At 48.0% G+C, this 26,741-nt stretch carries 26 protein-coding genes; 20 read left to right on the forward strand and 6 right to left on the reverse strand.

The features are described 5' to 3' along the window. Window positions 1-621: 621 nt before the first annotated feature. Window positions 622-1,509, reverse strand: a complete 888-nt coding sequence (locus KP22_RS08370) for a methyltransferase (RefSeq protein ID WP_244880020.1) — start codon at window positions 1,507-1,509, stop codon at window positions 622-624. Between the two features lie 819 nt (window positions 1,510-2,328). On the opposite strand from KP22_RS08370, the gene cueP reads away from it, so the two are divergent. Continuing rightward, complete coding sequence (gene cueP, locus KP22_RS08375) at window positions 2,329-2,883, forward strand: copper-binding periplasmic metallochaperone CueP (RefSeq protein ID WP_197061567.1); 555 nt, start codon at window positions 2,329-2,331, stop codon at window positions 2,881-2,883. 94 nt (window positions 2,884-2,977) lie between these two features. Then, window positions 2,978-3,337 carry a TetR family transcriptional regulator C-terminal domain-containing protein gene (locus KP22_RS08380; RefSeq protein WP_244880021.1) on the forward strand — a complete coding sequence of 120 codons (360 nt, stop codon included), beginning with the start codon at window positions 2,978-2,980 and terminating at the stop codon, window positions 3,335-3,337. Window positions 3,338-3,383: 46 nt separating this feature from the next. Here KP22_RS08380 and KP22_RS08385 read toward each other — a convergent pair whose 3' ends face one another. Together KP22_RS08385 and KP22_RS08390 are read right to left on the reverse strand one after the other, a co-directional pair. After that, a complete protein-coding gene (locus KP22_RS08385; RefSeq protein ID WP_231566863.1) occupies window positions 3,384-3,800 on the reverse strand; it encodes a FidL in 417 nt (138 codons plus the stop codon). A 40-nt stretch (window positions 3,801-3,840) separates the two neighbouring features. Continuing rightward, window positions 3,841-4,611 carry a winged helix-turn-helix domain-containing protein gene (locus KP22_RS08390; protein WP_039323688.1) on the reverse strand — a complete coding sequence of 257 codons (771 nt, stop codon included), beginning with the start codon at window positions 4,609-4,611 and terminating at the stop codon, window positions 3,841-3,843. Window positions 4,612-5,298: 687 nt separating this feature from the next. Between KP22_RS08390 and KP22_RS08395 the strand changes: the two genes are divergently transcribed. The 10 genes from KP22_RS08395 (at window position 5,299) to makE (ending at window position 15,593) form a co-directional block, all read left to right on the forward strand. Continuing rightward, window positions 5,299-5,847: a fimbrial protein gene (locus KP22_RS08395; protein WP_039303823.1), complete on the forward strand. Its 549-nt coding sequence runs from the start codon at window positions 5,299-5,301 to the stop codon at window positions 5,845-5,847. A 134-nt stretch (window positions 5,848-5,981) separates the two neighbouring features. Then, on the forward strand, window positions 5,982-8,480 hold the full coding sequence (locus KP22_RS08400; protein ID WP_039323690.1) for a fimbria/pilus outer membrane usher protein: 2,499 nt from the start codon (window positions 5,982-5,984) through the stop codon (window positions 8,478-8,480). 34 nt (window positions 8,481-8,514) lie between these two features. Continuing rightward, window positions 8,515-9,264, forward strand: coding sequence for a fimbrial biogenesis chaperone (locus KP22_RS08405; protein WP_039323692.1), 750 nt, complete (start codon window positions 8,515-8,517; stop codon window positions 9,262-9,264). 16 nt (window positions 9,265-9,280) lie between these two features. Beyond that, window positions 9,281-10,315: a hypothetical protein gene (locus tag KP22_RS08410; protein ID WP_039323694.1), complete on the forward strand. Its 1,035-nt coding sequence runs from the start codon at window positions 9,281-9,283 to the stop codon at window positions 10,313-10,315. Window positions 10,316-10,366: 51 nt separating this feature from the next. Continuing rightward, window positions 10,367-10,912 (forward strand): fimbrial protein, encoded by a 546-nt coding sequence (locus tag KP22_RS08415; protein WP_244880022.1) that lies wholly within the window; start codon window positions 10,367-10,369, stop codon window positions 10,910-10,912. Window positions 10,913-11,485: 573 nt separating this feature from the next. Next, a complete protein-coding gene (gene makC / locus KP22_RS08420; RefSeq protein ID WP_039303816.1) occupies window positions 11,486-11,875 on the forward strand; it encodes an alpha-pore-forming tripartite toxin MakABE regulator in 390 nt (129 codons plus the stop codon). A gap of 18 nt (window positions 11,876-11,893) precedes the next feature. Continuing rightward, on the forward strand, window positions 11,894-12,286 hold the full coding sequence (gene makC, locus KP22_RS08425) for an alpha-pore-forming tripartite toxin MakABE regulator (RefSeq protein WP_039303814.1): 393 nt from the start codon (window positions 11,894-11,896) through the stop codon (window positions 12,284-12,286). Between the two features lies 1 nt (window position 12,287). Next, window positions 12,288-13,361 carry an alpha-pore-forming cytotoxin subunit MakB gene (gene makB / locus KP22_RS08430; RefSeq protein WP_039303812.1) on the forward strand — a complete coding sequence of 358 codons (1,074 nt, stop codon included), beginning with the start codon at window positions 12,288-12,290 and terminating at the stop codon, window positions 13,359-13,361. Between the two features lie 17 nt (window positions 13,362-13,378). Beyond that, complete coding sequence (makA, locus tag KP22_RS08435) at window positions 13,379-14,473, forward strand: alpha-pore-forming cytotoxin MakA (RefSeq protein ID WP_039303809.1); 1,095 nt, start codon at window positions 13,379-13,381, stop codon at window positions 14,471-14,473. A 67-nt stretch (window positions 14,474-14,540) separates the two neighbouring features. Next, window positions 14,541-15,593, forward strand: a complete 1,053-nt coding sequence (gene makE, locus KP22_RS08440; RefSeq protein ID WP_039323704.1) for an alpha-pore-forming cytotoxin subunit MakE — start codon at window positions 14,541-14,543, stop codon at window positions 15,591-15,593. Between the two features lie 35 nt (window positions 15,594-15,628). Here the strand turns inward: makE and KP22_RS08445 are convergent, their stop codons facing one another. Next, on the reverse strand, window positions 15,629-16,045 hold the full coding sequence (locus KP22_RS08445; protein WP_156107271.1) for an AAA family ATPase: 417 nt from the start codon (window positions 16,043-16,045) through the stop codon (window positions 15,629-15,631). A 314-nt stretch (window positions 16,046-16,359) separates the two neighbouring features. Between KP22_RS08445 and KP22_RS08450 the strand changes: the two genes are divergently transcribed. Together KP22_RS08450 and KP22_RS08455 are read left to right on the forward strand one after the other, a co-directional pair. Beyond that, a complete protein-coding gene (locus KP22_RS08450; RefSeq protein WP_039303807.1) occupies window positions 16,360-17,706 on the forward strand; it encodes an MFS transporter in 1,347 nt (448 codons plus the stop codon). Continuing rightward, window positions 17,699-19,048 carry an enolase C-terminal domain-like protein gene (locus tag KP22_RS08455; protein WP_039323707.1) on the forward strand — a complete coding sequence of 450 codons (1,350 nt, stop codon included), beginning with the start codon at window positions 17,699-17,701 and terminating at the stop codon, window positions 19,046-19,048. The genes KP22_RS08450 and KP22_RS08455 overlap by 8 nt, the downstream gene beginning before the upstream one ends. Before the next feature lie 90 nt (window positions 19,049-19,138). Here KP22_RS08455 and KP22_RS21625 read toward each other — a convergent pair whose 3' ends face one another. After that, complete coding sequence (locus tag KP22_RS21625; RefSeq protein ID WP_231566859.1) at window positions 19,139-19,342, reverse strand: helix-turn-helix domain-containing protein; 204 nt, start codon at window positions 19,340-19,342, stop codon at window positions 19,139-19,141. Window positions 19,343-19,689: 347 nt separating this feature from the next. On the opposite strand from KP22_RS21625, the gene KP22_RS08460 reads away from it, so the two are divergent. From KP22_RS08460 to KP22_RS08475, 4 genes are all read left to right on the forward strand, one after another. Next, window positions 19,690-20,103: a GNAT family N-acetyltransferase gene (locus tag KP22_RS08460; protein ID WP_039303803.1), complete on the forward strand. Its 414-nt coding sequence runs from the start codon at window positions 19,690-19,692 to the stop codon at window positions 20,101-20,103. 29 nt (window positions 20,104-20,132) lie between these two features. Beyond that, entirely contained in the window at window positions 20,133-20,822 is a 690-nt protein-coding gene (locus tag KP22_RS08465) for a helix-turn-helix transcriptional regulator (protein WP_039303801.1), read from the forward strand. Between the two features lie 14 nt (window positions 20,823-20,836). After that, a complete protein-coding gene (locus tag KP22_RS08470) occupies window positions 20,837-22,153 on the forward strand; it encodes a purine-cytosine permease family protein (protein ID WP_039323709.1) in 1,317 nt (438 codons plus the stop codon). Window positions 22,154-22,389: 236 nt separating this feature from the next. Beyond that, a complete protein-coding gene (locus KP22_RS08475) occupies window positions 22,390-24,258 on the forward strand; it encodes an Svx/AvrXca family virulence/avirulence protein (protein ID WP_039303798.1) in 1,869 nt (622 codons plus the stop codon). A 117-nt stretch (window positions 24,259-24,375) separates the two neighbouring features. Here KP22_RS08475 and azuC read toward each other — a convergent pair whose 3' ends face one another. Beyond that, window positions 24,376-24,462 carry a stress response protein AzuC gene (gene azuC / locus KP22_RS23005; protein ID WP_121246965.1) on the reverse strand — a complete coding sequence of 29 codons (87 nt, stop codon included), beginning with the start codon at window positions 24,460-24,462 and terminating at the stop codon, window positions 24,376-24,378. A gap of 357 nt (window positions 24,463-24,819) precedes the next feature. Between azuC and KP22_RS08480 the strand changes: the two genes are divergently transcribed. Together KP22_RS08480 and KP22_RS08485 are read left to right on the forward strand one after the other, a co-directional pair. Next, entirely contained in the window at window positions 24,820-26,013 is a 1,194-nt protein-coding gene (locus KP22_RS08480; RefSeq protein ID WP_039303796.1) for a multidrug efflux MFS transporter, read from the forward strand. 322 nt (window positions 26,014-26,335) lie between these two features. Then, complete coding sequence (locus tag KP22_RS08485; RefSeq protein ID WP_039303794.1) at window positions 26,336-26,740, forward strand: ExbD/TolR family protein; 405 nt, start codon at window positions 26,336-26,338, stop codon at window positions 26,738-26,740. Window position 26,741 lies beyond the last annotated feature (1 nt).

Raw genomic sequence — 26,741 nt, forward strand, 5'->3', positions numbered from 1 at the left:
AAAACCTCCCATATATTTACTGGTTTAAACCCCCTACCAACCTGACGGGTATGGCAGGTACAGGTACATCCCCCATCGCGATATATACTCTTTAATGCGTGGCCTTACTCTCGTTGCGACATGTTACGAATCACTAAAACTCAATCGCAAACAATAAACACTAAATCATGGCCTTACATCATCGCGCTTTCGTCCCATTTTGCGATTGTAGATACTGACTACGTGGCCTTAAGCATCATCGAGTGAGAATATTAATGCCTCTCAACATCGATTACCCATACAAAAATACTTCGTGGCCTTTATCGCAAAAAACACTGATTAAAGAACATGTTCGTTATCTTTACTATAACAGCAAACTGAAACTTCGCTGCTGTTGCTGACCAATTTACGGATTTTAAAAACAGTGTCAATACTGTTTTTAATAACATGTTTTTAATAACAGTATTCACGAGAGTATATACCCTAAATAATTCGAGTTTCAGGAAGGCGGCAAGCGAAGGAATCCCGATGAGCTTACTCAGGTAAGTGATTCGGGTGAGTGAACGTAGCCAACGCACATGCAACTTGAAGTATGACGGGTATAGATAAGGAAAGCTTAAGAAAACAGTGCATTTATGCCGTTCAACCCAACAGCGTAGTGTTTAATTTAATTTCAACAACCGTATGCCCCGTTGTTATTTTCTTTGTGCTAACGATGGTTAATCCGCTTAACGTCAGAATATCTTCCATATCTTTCAATGTCCTGTATCGCGTACCATCCTGGCAGATAACAGACTGAAAGAGCGAATTCATTAATAGTCTTGGTGATGTTTCTTCATACCCCAACAAAGGTTCAATGATTAACAGTGTCGAATTCCCCATTGATTTCGCTATTTCTTTCAATATCTTCAGGTTAAATTCATCATTCCAGTTATGTAATACGTTTTTAAGCAGATAAACATCGTGATCGGTAGGAATCGCCTCAAAGAAACTACCGGGGATGAAAACCATTCTTTCTTTCAATTCAGGATAATGCTGTGCGACGCGCTTTTCCCTTCGGTTACAGACACCAGTCATGTCAAAAAGACAACCCATCAGGTTATGGTACTGTTTTATAATCTCAACCAGAATAACGCCACTGCCACCGCCAATATCAACAATACTGCAAGCCTTTTTAAAAATGGATGCATATTCTTTAGCCAGTATATATCCAACCGGGTGAGATAAATTCCGCATGGCAAGATCGTAAATTTCAGCTCGCAATGCGGAATTCGCCAGATGCTCATAGAGTGTCAGACCAAAGACCTGCTTAAATCCCGATTCCCCTGTGCGACTCGTATGCAATAATCCATCAAACCCCTGATAATACTCATTGCCGAACAGCATGCAGAAATTTTTCATCGAGTTTACGTTATCCGAGATCAGCAGTGCAGAACGTGCATTATTTTTAATAAGACCTTCATCTTCTACTTCAAAAAATCCGAAAATCTCAAGTACCTTTATGATATCAACTATTTTTTTCACACGCATGACATTCCTTTGCTAATTCAGCGATGGTTGCCCCCTGCTCCCCTATTTTATCTGCTATCCCTATTTCCGCTGCTACACACAATGCTTTGCGGCTAAAGGCACCGTCATTATTTCTGAAATATTTCTTATATACTCAGAGGAATTCATATCGTTCCCTTTATTATCTTATTTCATAGCGAGGATGAATTGATTATTTAGCACATCATTTATGTTGATACGTCAAGTATGCTGAAATGAGGCTAAAAATGTATCATCCATTTGGCCGAGCCATAATGCGCAATTTACGGTTCAGCCAAAAAGAAATAAGGGATTAAAGTGATATTATTTGAAATAACATTGTTTTAAAAAGGTTTGCTAGCAATAGATCGGTCACAGTATTTATCGGAAAATTTTCTCACCAATATTGCGTGCAGCATTGATACACGCCTCTGGCGTACTCAGCTCCGGCATCAATAGCATTTCAGACGTCAAGACTGGCACACCGCAGTAGTCAAAATCTCATGTGCGATCTGCGCATGAAAAGCATCAGCGTAGCCACGCTTTGCATATGATGTGCTATGAACCGAGTGGAACCCGCATCGAGTTTTACTGGCCAGGTCAGTAAGCAAAGACGAAGACCCCCGTCTCGTGACACACATCAATAGTGCGTACTGATATCGCGCACCTCCGCTATGGTTAAAAATTGACCCAAATCAATAAAAAACCAGTAAATACATTAATTTACCTTTCTATACACCCCATCTTTTGACCTTCCCGTAGGGGGAAGGTGTAACGTTATAGCTAGTGATTCCAAAATAATGACGCTATTGAGGGGAAATGATGATGAAGATAAAGATGATGGCAGCACTACTCGGTCTGACATTAAGCAGCTCAGGTTTTGCCGCGGCAACTGACGCCAACGCTTTTCTAGCCAAGCAAGGGCTGGCAGGGAAAACCATCGAGCAAATCGTCGAGGTTATCGATCAATCACCACAGGCAAGGCCTTTGCCCTACAGCGCTTCTATTACCAGCAAAGAACTGAAGTTGTCAGATGGGCAACAGCAGTATCGCTATCCGCTGGGAGATAAATTCTATCTCTCATTCGCCCCTTACATTCAACAAACGCATCCCTGCTTTAACCACAGTTTGTCCGGGTGTCAGGGCGAACTTGCTAATACGGCGTTTGACGTAAAAATCACGGATAAAGCCGGTAACGTTGTCATGCAGAAAACCCTAAACAGCCACCGAAACGGTTTTGTTGGCGTATGGTTACCGCGCAATATTGAAGGAACGATTAACGTCACCTATCAGGGACGTGTCGCAAGCTCAGCGTTTGCTACCTATGACGACAGCCAAACCTGCATGACAACCTTGCCGTTGAAAGAACGAGCATAGAGAGACGCCGTGAGCGCTGATTGAGAACTCCAGCCAGCATGCTGGGGTTCTCAGTAAAAAGAAAAACAGACGAATTATCGAACCTCGACCACACGTGGTAAAACTTACACCACGCCCGAAAGAGAAACTGCATGAGCTGGTGAAGATTTACCTGCCAGATACCACTGACGTCATCTGGAATCTTTATGGTTCGCTATGGCAGTTGGCGGTTCACAATACGGCTTACGCAGAGCTCGCCCATGTGATGACCGAGAAATGGTCTGCCTTGCTGGAAGAAATTATTGTATCAGGCATCGCGTCCAGAGCCTTTAAAAACACGGATACCCAGCGCGTCTCCCGCCAGTTGGACGCACTGCTAAACGGCTATTCTGACCACCTGATTATTAATCCGGCCCCTGCCAATTTTCAGCAAGTGATTGAAGATATTTATGATTTTATACAACACGTATTATGAATCGCCTCCAGAATCGCGACCAATAAGCTTACCCCCTCCAGCACGATTAATCGCGAATGTTGCATGCCATCTTTGATTGGACTGTGCTAATCAGATAGGCATGCTTCGTCAACATTTCGAACTGGATGACATCATTTTCCGCCAGGATAGGGAGCGCATCATCGGGTGCATTATCATTAATATTCTTGTTCATCGCGATATTGTGTACCTCCAGGCGGTTCCCCTCCCAGACGGAATCAAAACTGAACGTACGCCGGATCGTCAGCGGCACGCCATCTTCACCAATGTAAAAGCCATTGACCAAAACCAGCGCTCTGTTTTGTCTATTTAGATAAAAATAGATGTCATATTCCTTTCTGACACGCTGTTCTTCTGACTTAACCGCCACCTCTGCCTGACATATCAGCGGTTTTCTGTATAAATTATTTTTTAAATAAAAAATGATTCCCAGAGAGAATGACATACACAGCACCATCGTGGTGCAAAAAATTTTCTTCCTGACTTTAATTATTAACATAAGTTACACATCCAGACCCCTCTTTCTTACAGGAAATAACGATCTCACTTTTCTTATCCAGCATTTCAGATATAACGATTTTTTTCGACAAGAAGAATAATGAATTATCGGAACACAAATTTTCATAGTCGGTCGGGAGGGGATAGCCAACACTGTCATATAAATAGAAAAGATCGCATTTCCCAGTCATATTCACATTGACAAGATGCCGATACGGGAAACGATTTACGCTCTCAAGCATGAGCAGGAAAAACCCAGCGGCTACTGCCCAGATGAGAAGGAACTTGATGTATTGCTGTTTTTTTACCGGTTCAGGAATAGCGTGATGTTCAATAGAAAATGGCTTTTTTTCTTTATAAACATCCTCTTCCGTTATCTGGTTACTTTCCTGATATTGCGTTTCCTTTTCTTCTCCTCTATCCAATGCAGGATAGGAGACAATACTTTCAGCGGTAAAAACAACCCCCAACTTGGGGATTGTTACTATCGAATCTGCAAGATCAAACTCACGCAACACCTTCCTTAATAGAGATAAATAGTTGTTTAGATTATTAAGAGAAGGGCAAAGTGCATGCTTTTCCAGCGCCTCTTTTAACAAAAAATCACGGCTTAGCGTTACCCCCTGGTTCTCTATTAATAAACAGAACAATCGCGAAATAGGAAAATTCACAGAAGTTGCTTCATTTTCACGTTCTATCCATGCCAGTGTTCCCTCTCCCTCGTTGAAAATGATTAAATCATTAATCAAATAAACCATTCGACCCTTTTCCATCAAGATTAGAGGCACAATTCATTTGCTATAATAAGATTATAGATACGATTTTTATGATCATAAGACCTACGAAATAGTCTGAAAAACCACACTATCAAAACAAAAACACGCTATCTATGGAAGCAAAATCAATTATATAGATAGCTTTACTGATGCTATCTCTTGCAAGGATAAAAACTTAGCCATTTATTGTCAAAGATTATTTGACCTACATTTAATCATTATCCAATAAAAAATATATTTCACTATTTTTATAAACCATAAAAAATATCCCCCCGCGTCTGTCACCAAAGAAAATCAATAACAAATAAGATGTTGAATTAAAATAACTTATTGATAAAACGGCACTTATATCACACCATCCTACATTTACCACCATGCGCAAAAATCAGAATAAAAAACTAAATAAACATAAATTTAAAACATTTAACCTAAATAAAAATAATTAAATCAATATATTTGACCATTAAATCATTCAACACTATTATCCATCCAGCTCCAAATTCACCGATTAGGAAAATGGGTCAATATATTCACTTCGTGAAAGATGCCCCACGACCGATCAATCAATAACAACATTAAAAGTAGCATTACACATGATGCATGAGTACGTATGCACTCATGAAAGTAGCGCCATAATTTAAATAGAGTAACCAATAGAGAGAGCATAATATGAAATTATCAAAGATCACCCTGGCATCCCTCATCTCCGTGATATTTTCTGTCGGAGCACATGCCGCAGATTCACATAATGGTTCGGTGACATTTAAAGGAAAAATTATTGATACGCCCTGCTCAGTATCTCAGGAAGATCTGCACCAAACGATCGAGTTCGGCGAAATCAGCAAAACCGTGTTGGAAAATGGTGGCACGTCAGAAATTAAGCCGTTTGATATCACATTAAAAGATTGCAGTCTGGATACCGCAACCAGCGCCAAAATTGTTTTCTCCGGCGGCGTGGCATCTGGAACCAATAATGAACTGCTGGCATTAAACGGCAGTGCGACCGGTGCGGGCATTGCCGTAGAACGCGTCGGCGAAAAAATTAAATTCGACGGAACAACACCAGCTGTTCCTGCTACGCCGCTGGCAAATGGAGATAATACTTTCTCCTTCACGTCCTATATTGCCAAACTCCCAACACCACAGGAAGGGGAATCGCCAGTGATTACTACAGGCTCCTTCGCCAGCACGGCTAATTTTGTGGTGTCCTATCAATAATATACTTTTCCGCTAACAACAGGGTATCAGTAATCAAATGGGGAGGTTTCCTCCCCTATTATCCTATTCATTCCACATGTCGAAATACATGAATGGATAGCCACAACGCGACATCTTTTCAAGCAGCTATTCCTATGGCAACGAAGAATATTACGTTCAAAGAAAAAATAAAATCCGCATTATTTCGTTACGGTTTTTTTATTTTTTCTTTGAATACAACATCGCTCAGTGCAACGGAGTTTAACGTTAACGTACTGGATGTCGATGATCGTAGTGAAATTGATCTTAGCCATTTTTCCGATCCCGAATACGTCACACCCGGTACCTATCTGTTATCAATAAAAGTAAACGCGCGTGAAATACAGCAGCAAATGGTTAGCTACCTGCCAGAAGGCAATAATCGTTCTCGGCCAACCGCCTGCCTCGCGCCCGAATTCATTGATAAACTGGCGCTGAAAAAAGAAGCTCGCGACCAGGCTGAATTATGGAATAACGGCACATGTGTCGATTTGACGCCTATCGCTGGCGTCAACGTCTCTAACCAGATAGGCATGGGAACGCTAAATATTACGATTCCTCAAGCCTGGCTGGTGTACAGCGATCGCAACTGGATTCCGCCCGAACAATGGGACCACGGCATCAACGGCGCGCTGCTGGATTACAACCTCGTCGGGAACGTACGCCGCGATACCAATGGCAGAGGCACATCACACTATTTCAGCAGCTACGGCACAGCCGGATTTAATCTTGGAGCCTGGCGCTACCGTGCCGATTACCGCTATTTTCTGCAAAAATCGCGCAACGCGAATCGCGATAGCTTCTCGTGGGATCAGTTTTACGCTTATCACCCGCTGCCAACCCTGTCAGCCGATCTCAAGCTGGGTGAAATGTATTTCAGCAGTAATCTGTTCGATAGCTATCGCTTTACCGGCGCGTCATTAGCCAACAACGAGAACATGCTCCCGCCTTCATTGCGTGGCTACGCGCCCGAAATTCGTGGGGTCGCTAAATCAAACGCGACGGTCACCGTCACGCAAAATGACAGGCTAATCTACGAAACCACCGTGCCTGCTGGTCCTTTTGCGATTCAGGATATGAAAAACGGCGTTAGCGGGACGCTGGATGTGCAAGTGACGGAAGAAGACGGCACAGTAACGACGTTCCAGACCGAGTCGGCCAACCTGCCTTACCTGACGCGACCGGGACACGTGCAGTACAAACTCGCCGCGGGTAAACCCTCGAATACCAACCACCGTCTGCAAGGCCCAGTCTTTTCTGCCGCCGAAGCCTCATGGGGATTATCCAACGCGTGGTCGGTGTACGGCGGCGGTATTTTATCCGATGGCTACCAGTCCTGGTCGGCGGGCATAGGGAAAAACCTTTACCTGCTGGGCGCGCTGTCGGCGGATATCACACAGTCACGCGCGACGCTTCCGGCAACGTCCGCGTCGCAGATGGGGCATGCCTTCTCACTCAACTGGTCTAAATATTTCAACTCGATCGATAGCCAGATCAGTTTCGCGGGCTACCGCTTTTCAGAGAAGACCTACATGAGCATGGCGCAGTATCTCTATGCGCTGAATCTCGATAGCCGCTATCGCAATGAAAAAGAACGCTACACCATCACGCTCTCCAAAAATTTCGCGACGCGGGAATCATCCTCTGTGCTGAGCGGGCTATCGACCTACGTTACCTATACGCGCCAAACCTACTGGAATGAAGCCGAGCAGGATCGCTACGGGGTTTCGCTGAACAAATATTTCGATATCGGCGCAGTTAAAGGCATTGCCGCGAATCTCTCGGTCTATCGCACCGAATTCAACCGCCGTATCGATGACAGCCTGTATCTGAGCTTTTCTATCCCGCTCGGCGAGAAGGACCGCATGAGCTACAGCATGGGGCGCTATAACGACGGCAGCAATCAGGCGCTGACCTATTCCAATAACGCCGATCCGCACCGCACCTGGAATCTGAGTACCCGGCATGACAGCAAAGAGAATACTTACCTGAGCGGCAACTATACCTATCTGGCACCGATGACGGATGCCACCGTGGGCGTCGCCTGGCAGCAGGATCGCTATACCTACCTGAACGGTTCATTGCGCGGCGGAGTTACTGCCACCCGCCACGGCGTCGCAGCACACCCGAAAGGCAATCAGGGTGGCACCCGCATCATGGTCGATGCAGGTCAAGCGGGCGTGCCGTTCACCGGTAGTCAGGTCGAGACTAACCGCTATGGCCTGGCCGTGATTGCTGGCACCAGCAGCTACTACGACGTGTCAACCCGCATTGATGTTCAGAAATTACCGCAACACATTGAAGCGGTGACGACGGTGGTTCAGGGCACGCTGACCGAAGGTGCCATCGGCTACCGCAAATTCGACGTGGTGAGCGGGGCAAAAATCATGGCATACGTAACGCTGGCCGATGGCAAAAATCCCCCGTTCGCCGCCCAGATTAAAAACAAGAAAGGCCGCGACATCGCCATGATTGCCAACGGCGGGCAGGCCTATATCACGGGCGTATCGCCTGACGAAAAGCTGTCCGTTATCTGGGAGGGAAGAACGCAGTGTTCCATCACCCTACCCGCCACCTTAAATCACCTTGATGCCTTGCTGCTTCCCTGTAAATAAGCGGCGCGAAAGAGAAAAATCTGGAGAGTACGTTATGAAACACACATTTTATCGGCGAGCAGCAGGATTCCTCATCGGCTGCCTGTTTTTGATGCCCGCAGCCTATAGCGCCCTGAACCTCGATCGCACCCGCGTTATTTTTAACGACGAGGAGCAATCGGCGACGGTCATGTTGATGAACCAAAATGCGGAGAACCCGTTTCTGGCGCAGTCCTGGCTGACGGACGATCGGCACAATAAAGTGACGACGCCGCTGATGGTACTGCCGCCGCTACAGCGCATCGAAGCGAAAGGATATAGCCTGATCCGTCTGGTCAAAACAGAACAAATCAGCCAATTGCCAACTGACCGCGAATCGCTGTTTTACCTTAACGTCCGGGAAATTCCACCCAAGACGGACAAGCCCAACGTATTACAGATAGCCATTCAGTCTGAAATTAAGGTGTTCTTCCGCCCCCGTGGCGTAAAGCCAGCCAAAGACGAAATATGGCAGGAAAAACTGATCGTCCGCAAAACGGGAAACACCTTTCAGGTAGAAAACCCCACGCCGTACTACATCACGGTCAGCGGCATCCTGAAACAGCCCAAAGCGACGCGTGCCAACCCCACCAGCCTGCTGAAAGGCAGCGCCTTTATGGTCGCGCCACGCTCAACGCTGTCGGTTGAGGTGAATGACGGCGCAGTCAATCGTTTCTATCTGTACTACGTCAATGACTACGGCGGCCATCTGGAGTTGCCTTTTACCTGCGCACAAAACCAGTGCCAGCCCGTCATCCGTAAATAAGCCACAGGGAACCGCTATGTCTTGGTTAGCTGCTCATCAACATCGCCATGTCGCCCTCTGCGCGTCGCTCTTTTTCGGCTTAACGGCGTTTAACGCCAGCGCGCTGGAATGCCGGCTGGGCACCGTGACCGGCCCGGTAAACGACTATGAGGATATTGGTACGCTAAAGATCCCAGCGACCTTGCCGATTGGCAGCCGGCTGTGGACGTCAAAACCCTATACCCGCAGCCTGGCCTGCTGGGCGTATAAATCTGTGCGCCCGCAGGGTGAGATGTCCTATTTCTATCCCAACCCTGAAGGCAAGGTCATCAGCCAAGGGGTCGGGATTGGCATCATCTACAACGGTCAAGATCTCGGGGTGATTACCAATGGCGGCACCAGCGCCTCCCGCGTCTCCACGGGGCAGTGGATCTTACCCGGTCCAAGCGGCTCATCACCGCCGTCCAACCCGACCATGCTAAATGTCACGGTACAGCTCTACCTCGAAAAAACGGGAAACATCACCGATACCACGGCGGGAGTCGATTCGCTGCGCGTCTTTCAGGTTGACGGTGAACTGGGCATAAACAACAAACCCGACAGTAATTATGGCCTCAGCCTGTCAGGACTACACGGCATCGACATTATGCAGTGCGCCGCGAAGATCAACGTCTCGCCCGATAGCTATGTCGACTTTGGTACGGTGAGAGCGTGGTCAGGTACGGAAGCGAATGCGCTGGCGCAAACGGAGTTCCACATCAACGTATCGACCGATGGTGGAGAAGACTGCGGCAGAGGGTTCGATCTGGACATCAACTTCGATGCCTCATCGCGGGGAAACTCACTCGTCGGGATAGACGGCATGGATATGGGAAATGGCGCTACGCTGAAGATCGAAGATACGCGCAGCGGCAATAACGTGGTGTTTAACCAGTTCATCGGTCTGGTTGACGGCCTGACGGCATCAAGCGGCATGATTGAACGGCGTTATACGGCCAAGCTCTACGCCTCCGGTCCCGCCGTGATAGGCGATACCGAGAAAAATATTATCCTACGGTTTAACTATCATTAACCCGTCTTCCTACGCGAGATCGCAACAATGATAAAACACAGCAATACGATAATGAAAACCAAGCCACGCGGTGCATTGCTCGCTTTCACACTCGCTATCTTGGCTCTGCCGTCGGGAACGTCCATCGCACAACAGATGTCATCATTGGACGATCACGAAGTGACCTTCCACGTTTTAGTCGTCAACGCCGCCTGCAATGTAAGTACGGAGAGCAAGGCGATTGTGGTGGACATGAGTGAAGTCTCTGAGCGCACGTTAAAAGCCAATCGCTACGGCGACTGGCATGACTTCACCATTAACCTCACGGACTGCAATCTGGATACCTACCAAAACGTCACTATCCGCTTTTCAGGTAAAGAAGAGCCGCTCTTGCCCAAACGGCTGGCGCTGGATACGCCTTCCGGTGCCAAAGGCATCGCGATTGGCATTTATCATGCAAGTAAACTGGTCGGCATCAACAGCAGCACGGACAACATTGTGCTGCAAAGCGGAGACAACACCATCCCCTTTTCAGCCCGAATAGAAAAGGTACGCGACGATCTGATTCAGTCCGGCGATTTCATGGCAACGGCGAACTTCACCTTGAGCTATTTGTAGCGGGTTGAGGGGAAAGTCGAGGCAGCTCTGTTCTTTACCAAACACCGGCGGCACACGCATTATTCACTCACGGCTAAAGTTATTTGTTAGCCGCTCCCCCTGTTCGTTAGCGGCTAAACACCAGCGGAATTCTTTTTGAGAACAAGAAACAGGAGATCCAGACGTCAGCACAAACTGTCATCTAACTTTAAAAGTGTGCTAACGAGGCGAGTGACTACATGAGTTATTCATTCCCCTATATGAGTCCAATTATTTACAATAGAGTAAAAATATAATCACCCAACATTATCGCCTCCCCCCTTATATTACACATTCGATAAAAATCATAAAATCGCCATAAAAATATAAAGCAAACGACCCAATACAAAACCCCTAATCCAAATTACCTATGACAAATACCGACAAAAAACAAAACACAATAAAAACAACCGGTAAATTAAAAAAACAAAAGAAAGACAACTAAGTCAACTTGACAAAAAACAGCCATGAAATAAACATAAATAAAAACCGATTATATTTCCCTTATCTAAAAACAAACAAAAAAATTAAATTAACATTAAAAAAAGGAAAAAAATGAAAATAATTAATGTGCTTATTGTGGTCAATACTACAGAAACTCTCACGTCAGGAAATATTACGAATAATGCCTATTTAGTGGATAACAACGGTTTCATAGGCTCTTGGGGTGAAGGTGGTTCAACCTTGCATACCGTTGCTCAGGATGGCGATCAGATTCAATGGCACGCTGTGCCAGTAAGCCTGCGCGGTGATGTCACCATCACCGGCTTTTCTGGGCAAATGGTGGAACAAGCAATCTGCCAGCCGCAAAACGAAGCGGCAAACGGCAACCCCTGGCTTGGCAGAGTGGAATCCCGGGGACAGTTCTCATTTTTCTCTTATGAAGTAAACGTGCGAATAGGAGAAAAAACATTTTCTCTCAATTCTGCAATCGATGTTGTGTGAAAAAGCGAGGAAAGAGCAATGAACGAAATTGACGTACTCATTGTAGTAGATGCAGAAAATGCATTGGCATCCAACAATCTGGGCTCGAATGTCTATCTGATCGATACCAACAAATATGTGGGTTCAGGTAATGAAGGTCAGGAGGAACTGAAGACGGCCTGTCAGGATGGGCAGGTCATCAACTGGCATGTCACTGGTGTTTCGCTGTCAAGCGACGTATCCATCCTTTCGTTCATAGGCCAAATGGTGAATGACAAAGTATGTGTACCTGTCGCCGTTAACAGTATCAATGGTACGTACTGGCAAGGCCGGGTGGAAGCACAAGGCACCACTGGCGGTCAGCAATATTCTGTGGTTCTAGACCTGGACGGTCGTTCCATGACTTTTGATCCTTTCATAGAGATTAGCTGATATGTTGAGTCCAACCATTTATGACGCACAAGAACTGCTCACCGACTCTTTCAATAATGTGATGCAGCTCGATAGCTACGCTTTCACCAGTAGCAATACAAATATCGGCAAACTGCCGGATGACCCCGACTGGCTCGCCTCGGTGCGTAGCCGGATGTCAATGCTGAGTAATGCAGGAAATCAATGGGTTCAGGACAGGCCAGATATCTGGGGGAGTATTCTTCTTCAGTTCCCTGACTACGCCACAGCTTTTGCCGGAGTTAACGCTACAGCGCAAGAAAATAAGTTGTCACAGAGTCAATGGCTGGAGCTCCTGAAGAACGTGCTGCGGCCCCAGTTGACCAAAGCAGTGAAGGACACTGGCACCGCAGTTGACGCCTTAAAAACGCACCAGCAAGCCTTCGCCAATATCCAACCTTTGCTAGATAAAAGTATCAACGAAGGCTGGAACGCCCTGAGTCAAGAAGAGCAGCAGATGCAGAACATTGCAGCCAAACTGCAACACTTGCAGGATGTGGTCGCGTCCTTACAGAGCAGTATCACTAGTGAAGATATCAGTACTGGCAAAGAAATCGCCACCACCACCGTCACCCTGCTTTACAAGGTAGGAACAGCAGCAGCAGAAAGCTTTTCCTTTCTGGACATGGCATCAATAGCCATCACCATCGGCAAGTACTTCTATGAAGAAATAGAGGATACCGCTGAAGTAGCAAGTACCCTGAAAGAAATTGCGGATCTTCAGATTCAAGCCTCCGATGCCGCACAGGCGGCGGCCGGGACCAAACTGGTTATACAACTATTAAACAACCTCGAGTTGACCTTTTCTCAAATCGGAAAAGGGGTTTCCGACCTGCAAACGTTATGGATCGAGCAACTCGACAGCGTCACCGATACCATCAACGCGCTTGAGGCCGGTGCAGATCCTGCGCAATTGTTCGATCTTTCCACGCTATCAGTCGCCAACACCAACTGGCAGGTACTTTCTACCTTCGCCAGCAGCATTCCACAAAAGCTAACCCAAGTTGGTTCACCTGTGATTCTCGACCCACAAAACCCCAACAAGTATTCCGGCTAATCTCGAAGGAGAGAAATATGAGCAGCAATGTCACTACCCTGAAAAACAAAACTCAAAACGCCTTTCTCACCCTAAACCTGATCACTCAGGCCTGCCATGGCGTTCTCAACACCACATTCGTTCCACCACAGCCAAAGCCCAGTTGGTATGACAGCCTGTCCAGCAAGCTGGACGAAGCACAGGCCAATGCCTCCGACTGGATCAATAATCTGGCTCCCGATATCACTGCTGGCGTTCCTCTGGCAGTAATCAACTACGGGAGTGACTACGCAGCTTTCTCTCAACGAATCCAGGATATCGCAAACGCGCATCCTGATGCTGTGGGTGCAAATGATCCCAATGTCAAACAGGTCGCCGAGTTGATTAGCGCTCTACAAGAGCAAGTGACTAGCATGTTGAACAATGCAGACGACACCGCACAAAAGCTCAAAACATGGGGGGAAAAGATGCAAAAATCCCATGACGCGCTGACTTCTGGAGCTAGTGATATTCAATCGGCAGAAACCGACCTACAAAATGATGTCGCTAAAATGAATCAAGCTATCAAGACATTACACGACATCATCGCCGCAGAAAATATCGCACTGGCTGCCAGTATTGGCGCAACTTTCCTCGGTCTTATTCTAGCTGTAATCGGCATTCTTTTGATACCGGAAACGTTCGGAGCCGGTGCAACACTGTGTGGAGCTGGCGGCCTAATATCTTTGGGTGGGTCAATTGGGTGGGGAATAATGCAAGGAAAAATAAATGATAACTTCAATGAAATAGCACAAGACCAAAAAGAATTAGATTCCGACAAACAACAGATCGTGGCCTTGCAAGGGCTGGCTCTTGCCAGTAAGCAGGCTGTCACCTACATCAATACTGCTACTTCCGCATTGTCTGATTTTCGCACCAGTTGGACTGTATTTGAGGGCGAATTACAGGGCGTTGCCGACAAGTTGGCACTAGCGGAAAGCTCCCTTGCAATCATTGTCCAAGAGACCTTCTCAGATGCAGCCGACAGTGAGTGGGTTTTAGCGACCAACTTCGCCCAGCAGTTGTCGAGCCTGCCGGTTTCTGTCCCCAAAGCCAACATGAATATGGATGGAACCATACAGCAAGCAGCCTGATATCTCGTCCTTTATTGTCTCGCCCTTTTAAAAAGGGCGAGATCACACAATCCAGCAAGGTGATCTCATGACGTTTAACGCGCAAGCCTGCAATACGCAAATCGACCGCTCCCAAAGCGCGATGGCGCTATTACATTCTTCCTGTCAGGCATTGATTGAAGCAGAAATTCAATCAGTTAATGCGTCCTGGTATTCTCAACTCGACCAGGATTTGGGCAATGCTCAGCAGTTGGTCGTAGCCTGGCGCCGCAGCGGTACTCTGTATTTCCAGAGCGACATTCTGAACGCAATTGCTACCTGTGGTGATGCTATCACCGCCGCACAGGGGCCCCTCACTCAGTTATTCCAGCAACTGGAAACGCAATTTTCCTCCGAGTTACGGGAACAGGCCGTGAGCCAGTTACAGGCATTGTCTCCCCCGTTACAGGCAATGCAGAGCCAGATGAACAACTATATCTCGACATTAAAGGGGTTCGAAGAGCAGATGATGGATGCCGAAGAAACCATGCAACAGACAATTGCTCAAGTTCAGGCACAGGAGGAGAGCATTAGCATCACCATTGACTCCATCAACACCCAGATCAGCAATCTACGTGCTCAAATTGGAAAAGACCGACAGACGATCGCTAATGTGCAGTCTGCCGAACACCAAAGCATTCTCGAAACAATATTTGGCATTCTTCTGGCACCGATTACTGGAGGTCTCTCCCTCATACTGGCTGGTATTGGCGTTTCCTCTCTCATCGAAGCCAAAGATCAGCTCGCTGATATGGAGAAGCAAATCAGCGATTACCAGCAAAAAATTATTACGCAGCAAGAGGGGCTAAGTAACGATGAACGCACGGTGGCCTGCCTCAAGGGGCTCACTCTGAGCAGTGGCTACGTCATCAGCGACATTGATACCATCAATCAAACGCTGGATGAGCTGCGCACCACATGGAATATCTATCAAGGTGAAATGGAGGCTATTATTCAGAATTTGAACCAAGCGACAGATAACAGCGTTATTGCTGTCGCTAATGCCTGGTTCCAAAGTGCTTGTGCAGAATGGCAGATTATTCAATCCCACATTACGGCGATTAGTCATCCTCAGTTCAACACACAATTTAAAACGATATAAATGAATTTTCTGTATATATGCCAACTCCTGGAACACTATTGCGCCATCAGCTCACGCAGCATGCGCTCAGGGTTATTCAGGAAAGCACGCGTGATCTGGTAGTGCTCCGTGTCCTCATACGCGACCTGCTGTATTCCGTCTTCACCGAACTGAAAGATAGTGGCATCAGGATACGCCATCAGAATCGGAGAGTGGGTCGCGATAACAAACTGCGATCCTTCACGAATGAGATCGTGCATGCGGGCGATCGCAGTTAATTGCCTGCTGGGCGACAGCGCAGCTTCCGGTTCGTCGAGCAGATAAATCCCCTTTTTACCAAAACGAGTGAGTAGCAGCGCCATTTTCGCCGATAAAAAAGTGACTTTCGGGTGCAGTTCCAGCTTATCCAGCGAGCGAATCGACGGAATAGAAAACGGATAAGCCTCGAATAAATCCACCTTTTCATGAAGCATGTGTGACTCTGCTAATGGATTGCGTTGAGATCATTCTCTGTCTTCCTGACGAGTAATGATGGTGAGTGAATAGCCGATTTTTTCCATTACCTTAGCAAACGAATAAAAAGCGTCAATGCTTGATGTTCATCCTCCGTCAGGCTGTGACCGCCGTCGCAGACGTGATATTTCCTCACTTTTTCCTAATCGCGCTGGTGCCTGCATTTTCGCCGTCGCTGTGGAGTAGCCCAACGTATGCTAGGCATTTGCACATAGTTCTTCCTTTCACACATTCCTATAACACCTTCGTAACCTACCTATGCGAGGTGTAAAAAATGACAACGACAACAACCGCATCATCCAACCACACCAGAGAGGTGCATCTTGCCTCAGCCATTGCCAAATTCTTTAAGCGAATTATCCCTATGCTGGCCGTTATGCTGATTATTAATCAGATAGATAGGTCAAACATCGGGTTTATCAAAGCAGAACTCCAGACCGATGCCGGTATCAGCGCGGCAGCATTTGGCCTTGGCGCAGGGCTTTTCTTTATCGGCTATGCGCTGTTTGAAGTGCCCAGTAACCTGATGATGAAAAAATATGGTGCGCGGGTATGGCTGACTCGCATCATGATTACCTGGGGAGCCGTCGTGGTCGTGACGGGTTTCGTCACCACCCCTACCCAGTTTTATGCCCTGCGCTTTTTACTCGGCGTAGCCGAAGCGGGCTTTTTCCCCGGTGTGCTGTATTACTTCCGGCTCTGGGTACCTAACGCCTGGCGTGGTCGTGCAACGGCGTTGATCCTCAGCGCCAGCGCCGGTGCGTTTCTCTTTTCCGGCCCGATAACGGGAGGTATCCTGATGATGCATGATTTTCTCGGCATCGCAGGCTGGAAATGGGTGATGTTTTTAGAAGGTGGCGGTTCGATTCTGGTCGGGATCCTGGCCGCTTTTGTACTGGTCTCCAGCCCCGATAAAGCCCACTGGCTCAGCGCAGATGAAAAACTCGCATTGGAACAACAGCTACAGCAGGAAGAGAGAGAACGTGACGCGCAGCAGACAACGACGGGAAAACTGCATTTACTGACGGACCGCAGGACGCTGTTTTACTGCGCCATCTTCTTTACGATGACGATGACAGGCTACACGCTGGTATTCTGGCTCCCGCAAATTATCCAACGTATTCAGGGATTCAGCAGCTTCGGTATCGGCTTGCTTACCGCCATTCCCTGGCTGTGCGCCATTATCGCCATCAATCTTGTCAGCAAATTCAGCGACAAACATCGCCAACATTTATCCAAAGCGCTGGGTGTCGCCATGCTTATCGCCGCCTGCGGCACCTTCATGGCGACGATCGGCTCGCCGTGGTTAGGCTTCTTCGCCATGATCGTTGCCTGCATTGGTTCAAAGGTCAGCGCCACTTTTTTCTGGCCCATGCCGCAGGGCAATCTGCCCGCGTCCATCGTCGCGCCGGGGATCGCCCTGATCAACTCCATTGGCAACCTCGGGGGCTTCGTCGCACCTACCGTCTTTGGCTATCTGGAATTGAAAACCGGCAGCACAACGGGCGGGCTCTATTCTCTGACCGCAGTTTCTGTCGCAACAGGTCTGTTCTTGTTGCTGCGTAGCACACACGCCGCGCCCCCCAGTTCATTCAACCCTATGGAGCATCGCAATGTCTGACAGCCCTATCATTAAAAAAATGGAGGTCATTCCGGTCGCCGGTTATGACAGCATGCTTTTGAATATTGGCGGTGCGCACAACTGCTACTTCACTCGAATTCTGGTCACGCTGACAGACAACGCGGGTAATACCGGCGTGGGAGAATGTCCCTGCCATTCCAGTACGCTCGCGATGCTCAACGATTTTATTCCTCAGGTGGAGGGAACCTCACTACTCAGGATGAACACCACGCTAAGCACGCTGTTTAAAAGCGATAAGCGCAATCTGACTAGCGGACAAAGCGACAATACCGCGATTCATATTCCACAGATGAACCCGGAGAAATTTTATAATGCCGTAGCCGCGACGGAAGCCGCACTGTTGGATCTGACGGGGCAATTGTTAAATCTTCAGGTCGCAGAACTGCTGGCCAGCGGCAAGCAGCGCGATTCAATTCCGATACTGGGATACCTTTTTTACATCGCCGACCGTACTAAAACCGACATGAATTACCTGCCCGGCGAAACCGGAAAACATGACTGGTTTTATCTGCGTCATCAGGCGGCAATAGACAGCGATGGCGTAATTCGTCTGGCGGAGGCCGCCAGCGACCTCTATGGCTTTAACGACTTCAAACTCAAGGGTGGCGTGCATCACGGCGAAAAAGAGGTTGAGACGGTAAAAGCGCTACTCCACCACTTCCCGGGATCGCGGGTGACGGTGGATCCCAACGCCAGCTGGTCTCTGGATGAATCGATACGGCTGGGGCGGGAGCTACAGGGGCAAATACCCTATCTGGAAGATCCATGCGGCGCCGAGAACGGCTATTCTGGCCGGGAAACCCTCGCCGAATTCCGGCATGCCACGAACATTCCCGTAGCAACCAATATGATTGCTAACGACTGGCGGCAGCTCAATCATGCACTTCAGCTTAATGCTATCGACATCCCGTTGGCCGATCCGCACTTCTGGACCCTGCGCCATGCCAATACTGTGGCGCAGCTGTGCCACGAATGGGGATTGATTACAGGTTGCCATTCCAATAACCATTTCGATATCTCACTCGCTATGGTTGCTCATCTGGGAGCCGCCGCGCCGGGCGAACGCATTACACCGTTTGATACCCACTGGATATGGCAGGATGGACAGCAGCTCACCCACGAGGCGCCGCGCATTGAAAAAGGACATTTACACCTGCCGGAAGGCCCGGGATTAGGGATTACCCTGAACAGGAAACGGGTGGAGGAAGCGCACAGACTTTATCAGTCACTACCGGATAAAAACCGTAACGACGCGCTTGGTATGCAATTTTTAATACCAAACTGGTCGTTTAACGCCAAACGGCCATCGCTAGTTCGTTGATAACATCTCCCGCCGATAACATCAGCGGGGGATTCTCTTTTACTTATCGATTTAGCAGCCACGATGACCGTCAGAAAGTATAATTGACCGTCATTGAGATGCTGCGCGATGCCCAGCTTCTGTGAGTACCGGAACGCGACGCGAACGATCGAAAAGCAACACCCTGAAGTCTTCTTCCAGCACACGAACATGTAGGCTGACGGCAGATTGTGTCAGACACACAGCTTCAGCCGCACGGGCAAAAGATCCATGCTGGGCTATAGCGACCAATGTGCGTAAGGCGTTTAACGACATGTAATCAACTCTCAGGCTTACATCTAAATGACAAAATGGCAAGCCATCGAACATTCAGCCAGAACAATGGAATGAGCATAATAACAATGTCGCCTTTTGGCATAGGTTACAACATACATTTTTATTATCAATGATCTGGTATTTTCCCTGGTGAGGCAAATAAGTGCTTAATTTCTGATTTTTATCAACATATAATCAATAGATACCAGATTATGTTTTTCATCATAGAGCAACAGAGCAATCTAATAACGAGTGAATTTCACTCTTGCCTAAACATAATTAATATGGTAATGAAGCATTCATATTTAGAAGTATAATTTAGCGTGCTAATAATGAGGTTTATTGTAATGAATCTGAATATTACTGACACACCAGAACCAAATGAAGAAGAGTTTGTCATCGACAGCCTCTGGAAACACAATGCGCAGTATGATGCTGTTGATATTTCCCCTCTCTTTTTAAATTTCAAAGACGATGACAATAATATTATCGCAGGATTAATATCCAGAACCTGGTGGGGAGCATTGGAGGTTCAATATCTATGGGTTAGCGAGAAGTATCGTAAAAGCGGCCTTGGTCGAGAACTCATGCAGGCGGCTGAAAAAGAAGCATTAAAACGCGATTGCCATCTGGCCTACGTAGACACATTCGAGTTCCAGGCCAAGGGATTTTATGAAAAGCTAGGATACAAAGAATATGGCAATCTATCGGGATATGCGCACAAACATACTCGGCATTATTTAGCTAAATTAATCCGTTGAATTAATTCCGATCCATTAAGGAGGGCAGGATGCCATCATCACAAACAAACATGACTGATTATATTCGCAATCTGATTATTATGATGGAGTGTTTAAATGAACCATGGGGTATTAAAGATTTATCATCACGCCATGTTTACATGAATAAAGCCGCTTACCTTTATACCAACACACCGATGAATTTTGATATTGAAGGGCGACTTGATGATGAATTTCCTGCCAGTTGGGCGGAACTTTCTGACGATTTAAAAGAACATGACAGACTGACAGAAAACAGTGAACAGCGCGTAACCGTGATCGAAACACACTACTGGTATGGAAAGAAAACGCTGACGCCCTTCGTCAGCGAAAAGATTCCTATCTTTGATGAAAATAAGCTTTGTATTGGAACTATGTGGAATGCCAGGCCTCTGGATACGCGGTCTCCGCTCATATATATAAACCAAAAGAAGCCGACCACATTACAAACTGAGCTAACGACCAGCATTTTCACCCAGTCAGAATTAGATATTATTTTTCTGATATTGCAGCGTTTATCAAATAAAGAAATCGCAAGGAAAATGAACGTATCACCAAAAACAATCGAGAATAGAATTTATAACATGTATCAAAAGGCAGAGGCGCACTCGCTGCCTCAATTTGAGGAATTTTGTCGCCATATGGGAATCGATGGTTATATCCCTAACTCTCTCATCGAGAAAGGCATTCAATTTATATAAGAGAACATATCTACATGGAAAAAATAGATGATTACCCTGTCAGCCGCGTTCCACTGAATGTCCGGCTGCCTTTCTTAAACGTGGCATTAGTGCATATCGGTATGTTAACCGCGCTAGACCAGTTTATGTTAGGTGCGGTGCTTGGCCATTCAATGACGTTAAGTCAGGCCTTTCTCGCCATCTTTATTGGCAGCGCCATTTTTGGCGTAGTGACCGTGGGGCTTGGCTACGCTGGAATGAAGGAAGGTATGTCGGGCAGTCTGCTTGCACGCTGGTGCGGCTTTGGCCGTATTGGTTCCGTCCTGATTGGGCTGGTTATCGCCGTTAGCCTCATCGGCTGGTTCGGCGTCCAAAATGCGGTATTCGCTAAAGCGCTCAACTTCGCAATGGCGGATAAACTCGGCTTTGGCTGGTCCGCCGCGCTGTCCGGTATTGCGCTGACGCTGCTGGTTGCCTTTGGTTTCAGAGCATTACGTTTCACTGCAAAAATAGCCGTGCCAATGTTTGTTATCGTTGTCGGCTATATTTCGATAATGACGCTCTCCGGCCACAATATTGCTGAATTGATCGCTTCTGCACCTAACGGCGAGGCTATTTCCATTAGCGCGGGAGCAACGATGGTGGTTGGTGGTTGTATCGTCGCCAGCTTAATTACTCCAGATATGACGCGCTATTCGCAAAAAGGGAAGCACGTATTCTGGATGACGATGCTGTCGATTATTGTCGGCGAGTTTATTGTGAATGGCCTCGCCATCATTATTGCCCGCGCGCTCAATACCGCAGATGTCGTAACAATCATGTCACAGGCTGCTGGCGGCATCGGTCTGATTGCCGTTATATTTTCCACATTGAGAGTGAACGATATCAACCTTTATTCCTCCTCTTTGGGAATCGCCAATGCCATAGAGGGTGTCACCGGGAAGAAACTACGCTATGTCTCGATCACGCTGGTGATTGGTCTCATCGGCACCGCGCTATCCGTAGCCGGTATTCTGGATCGCTTTATCGATTTTCTGACGCTATTGGGCGTGCTTTTCCCACCGATTATCGGCGTGATGCTGGTTGATTATTATATTTTACGCACCCACAGAACGCTGCTCGATACCAGCCGTGCCGAAGGCCAATTGCCCAACATTGCACAAACGCCGCTGATTGGCTGGCCTGCTATTATCGCTAGCCTTGTGGGAGCCGTCGTCGGGTTAGCCTTTGAATGGGGCGTGCCAGCATTTAATTCGTTACTAGCAGCCAGCCTGCTTTATTGGATAATAAAGACTTACACCAATAATTATATTCATTTTAGGAAACCAGAGCATAACCAAAATTTAAAATGAAATAGGTAACAAGATAAAATTAACCTATAATCCAATCGGCCTCTTTCTACAGAGGCCGATATATTTTTACTTAAGAAAAAATAGCGCCTGAATAATTCAAAATGCATGTGAAAGTAACGCACGGGCAATTTGAAGCATGACGGATATATAGGATGGGGTCTTATATATCAACGGGGAATTTACTCCCTTGAAATAATAAGGCTGATTAGCAATCATTCATGCTAGGAAAAGGATTTATGCCAACAATAAAAACACTTCTCACGCCGCTAAACTGTCTACTCGTTTTAGGTGGCGCTTTGATGGTCAATACGGCAAACGCCGCCGAGGCTTGCGTCGCGGGTAACTGGCAGGTGGATAATTCCATCACCGATATGCCTTCCGTGAAATACCAGACAGAGCACTTTGCCTTCCGCTGGAATAATAACGACGTGAACCGTAATGATGCGGTTGCCGCAGGGCAGAAACTGGAACAAATTTGGGATAAGTTTATTCACCAAATTCAGTATCCCGAACCTTATTGCAAACAAACCGTGAAATATAAGGCCAACATTCACATCGATCCTACTTTTGGGCTCAGCGGGGGGATTGCGGGCGGTGGCAGCATGGGGATGTGGATCGGCCCAGCGTCACTCAAGGATAACTGGGGGCTGGCGCACGAATTTACCCATGCGCTGCAAGGGCAAACTGGCGGCTTCCAGAATGCGGGCGGAGAAAACTACGTTGGCTGGATTTGGGAATCCCACGCGAACTGGATGACGCACCAGATGGATGAATTCCGCGGTACGTCGGCACACTGCTCGGAAATGCAGGTCAACTATTCGCATATTTATCTGGGCTCAACACGTAACCGTTACTGCAACTGGCAGTTTATGGAATACCTGAAGAACCGCTTTGGTTATAGCGCCATCAACGATATGTGGTCAAAAGCGCCGAAAGGAGGCGAAAGCGGCCAGTCTACCGCCGATCCGCTGTCCGTTTTGCGTAGTAACATGGGCTGGAGCCAGTCTGAATTCAACGACGTCTTCGGCGACTGGGCGATGCACAACGTCAACTGGGATTACATCGATCCCGATGGTTTCGACCGTGGCCGTTTTTACCGCTCCACCTACGGCGGTTATGGGGCTGTCCAACCTAACGAGAATAACGCCGACCGTCTGCTGAGAACCACCGCACTTGAACGGGTTGTCGGTGCCAGCGCTAGCCTGCGACGCTTCTCCGTACCTTTCGATCAGGCTCCACAGCAGTTGGGCTACAACATCGTCCGGCTGATCCCAGAAAGTGGGGCGACGAAAATTACCGTTAAATTCCGCGGTATGGTGCAGAGTAAGTCAGCCATTACCCGCTTCCCTGGGCTGAAAAACGATCCGGCAACGATGCCACAGCCGCATTCCGACTGGCGTTGGGGGATTGTCGCTATCGGTTCGGACGGTGTTTCACGCTACAGCGAATTGCAGCGCGGCGCATCCGCCACGGTGAAAAACTTCACTATCCGACAGGACGATAGCGGCATTTACATGGTGGTAATGGGTACCCCGTCGCAAATGCAGAAGATCAAATGGGATCAGGCTTACTACTCCCTCTACCGCTATCCGTGGATGGCTGATTTCACTGGTGCCTGGCCGGAAGGCAGCCAACCGGGCGCACCAAATCCAACCGCTAACGGTTCTCGCCACGCAAACGGCGGCGGCTGGGTGTCTAACTCCGCAAATGTCGCTCCTACTGCATACGTCGGGCCTTATGCTCGCGTCATCGGCGGTACGGTGAGGGATAATGCCAGAATTGAAGATCGTGCAACAATTCTGAGCGGAACGGTGGAAGGGCGCGCCGTTGTCAGCGGCCTGACGGTAATGCAGGGCAATACCATCGTGCGTGATAATGCACGACTGCATACGGTCTTCATGGGGCCGGGAGCCTATGAGCGCGGTATTGTGCTGTCAGGTAATGCGCAGATGCGTGGGGATGCGGAAATTCGCGGCGTTTCCGCGTCGCAGGGCGTGTTCTATGGCTTTATTGATGAAGAAGAAGTCAAAAGCAGCGCAGCCGGTGCTTATCTGACCGATGCCGTGCCAGAAGTAACGGCGGTTCCGGTTTACAGTACGAAGTAATACCATCACGAAACGGGGAATGGACTCAGAACCACGTACGTTGATTCTCAAAATAAGTCAGCCCCATCAATAAGCAGGCCGCCAATATGGCGGCCTGCTTCATGCATAGCACAGATTTTAGAACAGTGCGCCAGGCGGCACGTTTTTATAGGTATTCAGGTAAGCCGCCAGCATTTTTTTAAAGAAGTTACGCACTTTTTTCACCTTGGTTTCACTTAACTCGTTATTCTAATGACGCGATGGAGTTGCTTTTGTCTTACTGGCAGTGAGCTGCCTTATGGTCGTGAATTGTACAACTCCCGTTGTACAAAAGCTAATTTTTTGTGACGCAAATCACACAATAGCATTCACCTACCCGCGCTGATTTTCTTTTGTTGCGAATCATTACCCTCAGTGACCAATACACCACCAGCTATGCTATGCTCATGATGAAAGACGAAATTTTAGTCACTGCCCGTTATTAATTGAGCGCTATTCACTGCCAGTTAGCACACTTTCTCACGCGCAGTCACCGCAGTTTCGCCATTGGTTATTCGCTGATGAAGGCTCGTTCCGACCCCCATGGAAACCTGGAAACTTAACCTCTTCTCTGCCTGGCTGGGATGTTTTTTCACCGGGCTGGCTATGAGCCAGATACTGCCCTTCCTGCCGCTGTACATCGAACAGCTAGGGGTTAATTCGCACGAGTCGCTGAGCCTGTGGTCCGGTTTGATCTTCAGTTCATCTTTTCTGATCTCTGCCATCGTTGCGCCACTGTGGGGAAGTCTCGCTGACCGTAAAGGCCGCAAGCTTATGCTGCTGCGCGCAGCACTCGGCATGGCAATCGTGATGTCGTTGCAGGGACTGGCGACCAACGTGTGGCAACTGTTCATCCTACGCTCGTTAATGGGACTGACCTCTGGGTACATTCCCAACGCCATGGCGCTAATCGCTTCGCAAGTTCCGCGTGAAAAAAGCGGCTGGGCACTCGGTATGCTATCGACCGGGCAAATTGCTGGCGTCATCCTCGGTCCTTTATTCGGTGGCTTTATGGCCGACTATATCGGGCTACGTATCGTCTTTTTCATCACCGGCGGCATGCTGTTCACCAGTTTCCTGATTACGCTTTTCGCGATTAAAGAGAGCGTCATTAAGGTCACCAAAGAAAATAGGCTGAGCGGGAAAGCGGTCTTCGCTTCTCTGCCTTATCCCGCGCTCATCATCTGCCTGTTCATTACGACGATGATGATCCAGATGGCAAACGGCTCCATCAGCCCTATTCTGACGCTGTTCATCCGCGATCTGGCTCCCGGCACGGACAACATTGCTTTTATCAGCGGTGTGATTGCCGCTATTCCCGGCGTGTCCGCCCTGCTATCTGCACCACGCCTTGGCCGCTTAGGTGACCACATCGGCGCACACCGCGTCCTGATCGCAGCACTGGCAATCAGCGTACTGCTGTTCCTGGTCATGGCGGTGGTACAAAGCCCCACACAGCTCGGTATCCTGCGTTTTATGCTGGGCTTTGCCGACGGCGCACTGATGCCAACCGTACAAGCGCTATTAGTTAAATACAGCAGCCAGCAGGTGACAGGCCGCATCTTCGGCTATAACCAGTCATTCATGTATCTGGGCAACGTGCTGGGGCCGCTGATGGGTTCCGGCGTGTCCGCGTTGATGGGATTCCGCTGGGTGTTCGTCGTCACCGCTTTTCTGGTGCTATGCAACACGCTGCAACTCTTTTTCGCCTTCAGGAAACCACGCGGAAAGGGATAGCTTCCTAGTCAAAAGATAACTCTCCGACCCAAAGGGTAACGACTCAGCCAGTGGCTTCACTGGTTATTCATTTTCCGCTGTTCTCACCCGTCTGGCGTACTTTTCCTTTCTCTGGGGATTCTCCCACTGTCGTTAACGAATGATGTAAAAACATCAAAAAACTTATTTTTTGACAAAAAATCACCATCAAAACGTATCAGCATGAAAAAATAATCACATAAATGTAAAAAAACTTAAACAAACCCTACCTATATTGGCTGCTTTGTTTCGGCACCACGCGAATTGCCCTGTTCAGACATTCGCGCCTGTAGGGAAGTGAGTAATGAGAAACTGGAACGAACCTAAAAAGCAAAAAGCCCACATCGATTTGGTTCCCATGATCGATGTGATGATGTTCCTGTTGGTCTTCTTTGTTCTGATCAGCATGAACGTTATTCCAGCGCTAGGCCTGAAAACACAACTCCCCGCCGCAGGCAGCGCACAGCAACTCAAGCCGCAGAAAAAAGCAATCATCACGCTTGGCGCACAGGATCAACTTGAGCTGGACGGGCAGCCGATGGCGCTGAGCGATCTTATCAATACGCTGCAACAGCAGCAGCAAGGCCAGCAAACCACCATCATTATCAACAGCGATAAAAGCGTCGAGGTTGAGCGTCTGGTCGCCGTCATGGATACCCTGCGTCAGGGCGGATTCTCGTCCATTTCTATCGCCACCCGGAAATCGTGAC

The organism is Pectobacterium betavasculorum, assembly GCF_000749845.1.
Classification (GTDB): domain Bacteria; phylum Pseudomonadota; class Gammaproteobacteria; order Enterobacterales; family Enterobacteriaceae; genus Pectobacterium; species Pectobacterium betavasculorum.

What these genes read in the sequence shown, in the direction of transcription:
- KP22_RS08370 (WP_244880020.1), bottom strand. Translation starts at nt 1,509, where the DNA reads ATGCGTGTGAAAAAAATAGTTGATATCATAAAGGTACTTGAGATTTTC.
- cueP (WP_197061567.1), top strand. Translation starts at nt 2,329, where the DNA reads ATGATGAAGATAAAGATGATGGCAGCACTACTCGGTCTGACATTAAGC.
- KP22_RS08385 (WP_231566863.1), bottom strand. Translation starts at nt 3,800, where the DNA reads ATGTCATTCTCTCTGGGAATCATTTTTTATTTAAAAAATAATTTATAC.
- KP22_RS08390 (WP_039323688.1), bottom strand. Translation starts at nt 4,611, where the DNA reads ATGGTTTATTTGATTAATGATTTAATCATTTTCAACGAGGGAGAGGGA.
- KP22_RS08395 (WP_039303823.1), top strand. Translation starts at nt 5,299, where the DNA reads ATGAAATTATCAAAGATCACCCTGGCATCCCTCATCTCCGTGATATTT.
- KP22_RS08400 (WP_039323690.1), top strand. Translation starts at nt 5,982, where the DNA reads ATGGCAACGAAGAATATTACGTTCAAAGAAAAAATAAAATCCGCATTA.
- KP22_RS08405 (WP_039323692.1), top strand. Translation starts at nt 8,515, where the DNA reads ATGAAACACACATTTTATCGGCGAGCAGCAGGATTCCTCATCGGCTGC.
- KP22_RS08410 (WP_039323694.1), top strand. Translation starts at nt 9,281, where the DNA reads ATGTCTTGGTTAGCTGCTCATCAACATCGCCATGTCGCCCTCTGCGCG.
- KP22_RS08415 (WP_244880022.1), top strand. Translation starts at nt 10,367, where the DNA reads ATGAAAACCAAGCCACGCGGTGCATTGCTCGCTTTCACACTCGCTATC.
- makC (WP_039303816.1), top strand. Translation starts at nt 11,486, where the DNA reads ATGAAAATAATTAATGTGCTTATTGTGGTCAATACTACAGAAACTCTC.
- makC (WP_039303814.1), top strand. Translation starts at nt 11,894, where the DNA reads ATGAACGAAATTGACGTACTCATTGTAGTAGATGCAGAAAATGCATTG.
- makB (WP_039303812.1), top strand. Translation starts at nt 12,288, where the DNA reads ATGTTGAGTCCAACCATTTATGACGCACAAGAACTGCTCACCGACTCT.
- makA (WP_039303809.1), top strand. Translation starts at nt 13,379, where the DNA reads ATGAGCAGCAATGTCACTACCCTGAAAAACAAAACTCAAAACGCCTTT.
- makE (WP_039323704.1), top strand. Translation starts at nt 14,541, where the DNA reads ATGACGTTTAACGCGCAAGCCTGCAATACGCAAATCGACCGCTCCCAA.
- KP22_RS08445 (WP_156107271.1), bottom strand. Translation starts at nt 16,045, where the DNA reads ATGCTTCATGAAAAGGTGGATTTATTCGAGGCTTATCCGTTTTCTATT.
- KP22_RS08450 (WP_039303807.1), top strand. Translation starts at nt 16,360, where the DNA reads ATGACAACGACAACAACCGCATCATCCAACCACACCAGAGAGGTGCAT.
- KP22_RS08455 (WP_039323707.1), top strand. Translation starts at nt 17,699, where the DNA reads ATGTCTGACAGCCCTATCATTAAAAAAATGGAGGTCATTCCGGTCGCC.
- KP22_RS21625 (WP_231566859.1), bottom strand. Translation starts at nt 19,342, where the DNA reads ATGTCGTTAAACGCCTTACGCACATTGGTCGCTATAGCCCAGCATGGA.
- KP22_RS08460 (WP_039303803.1), top strand. Translation starts at nt 19,690, where the DNA reads ATGAATCTGAATATTACTGACACACCAGAACCAAATGAAGAAGAGTTT.
- KP22_RS08465 (WP_039303801.1), top strand. Translation starts at nt 20,133, where the DNA reads ATGCCATCATCACAAACAAACATGACTGATTATATTCGCAATCTGATT.
- KP22_RS08470 (WP_039323709.1), top strand. Translation starts at nt 20,837, where the DNA reads ATGGAAAAAATAGATGATTACCCTGTCAGCCGCGTTCCACTGAATGTC.
- KP22_RS08475 (WP_039303798.1), top strand. Translation starts at nt 22,390, where the DNA reads ATGCCAACAATAAAAACACTTCTCACGCCGCTAAACTGTCTACTCGTT.
- KP22_RS08480 (WP_039303796.1), top strand. Translation starts at nt 24,820, where the DNA reads ATGGAAACCTGGAAACTTAACCTCTTCTCTGCCTGGCTGGGATGTTTT.
- KP22_RS08485 (WP_039303794.1), top strand. Translation starts at nt 26,336, where the DNA reads ATGAGAAACTGGAACGAACCTAAAAAGCAAAAAGCCCACATCGATTTG.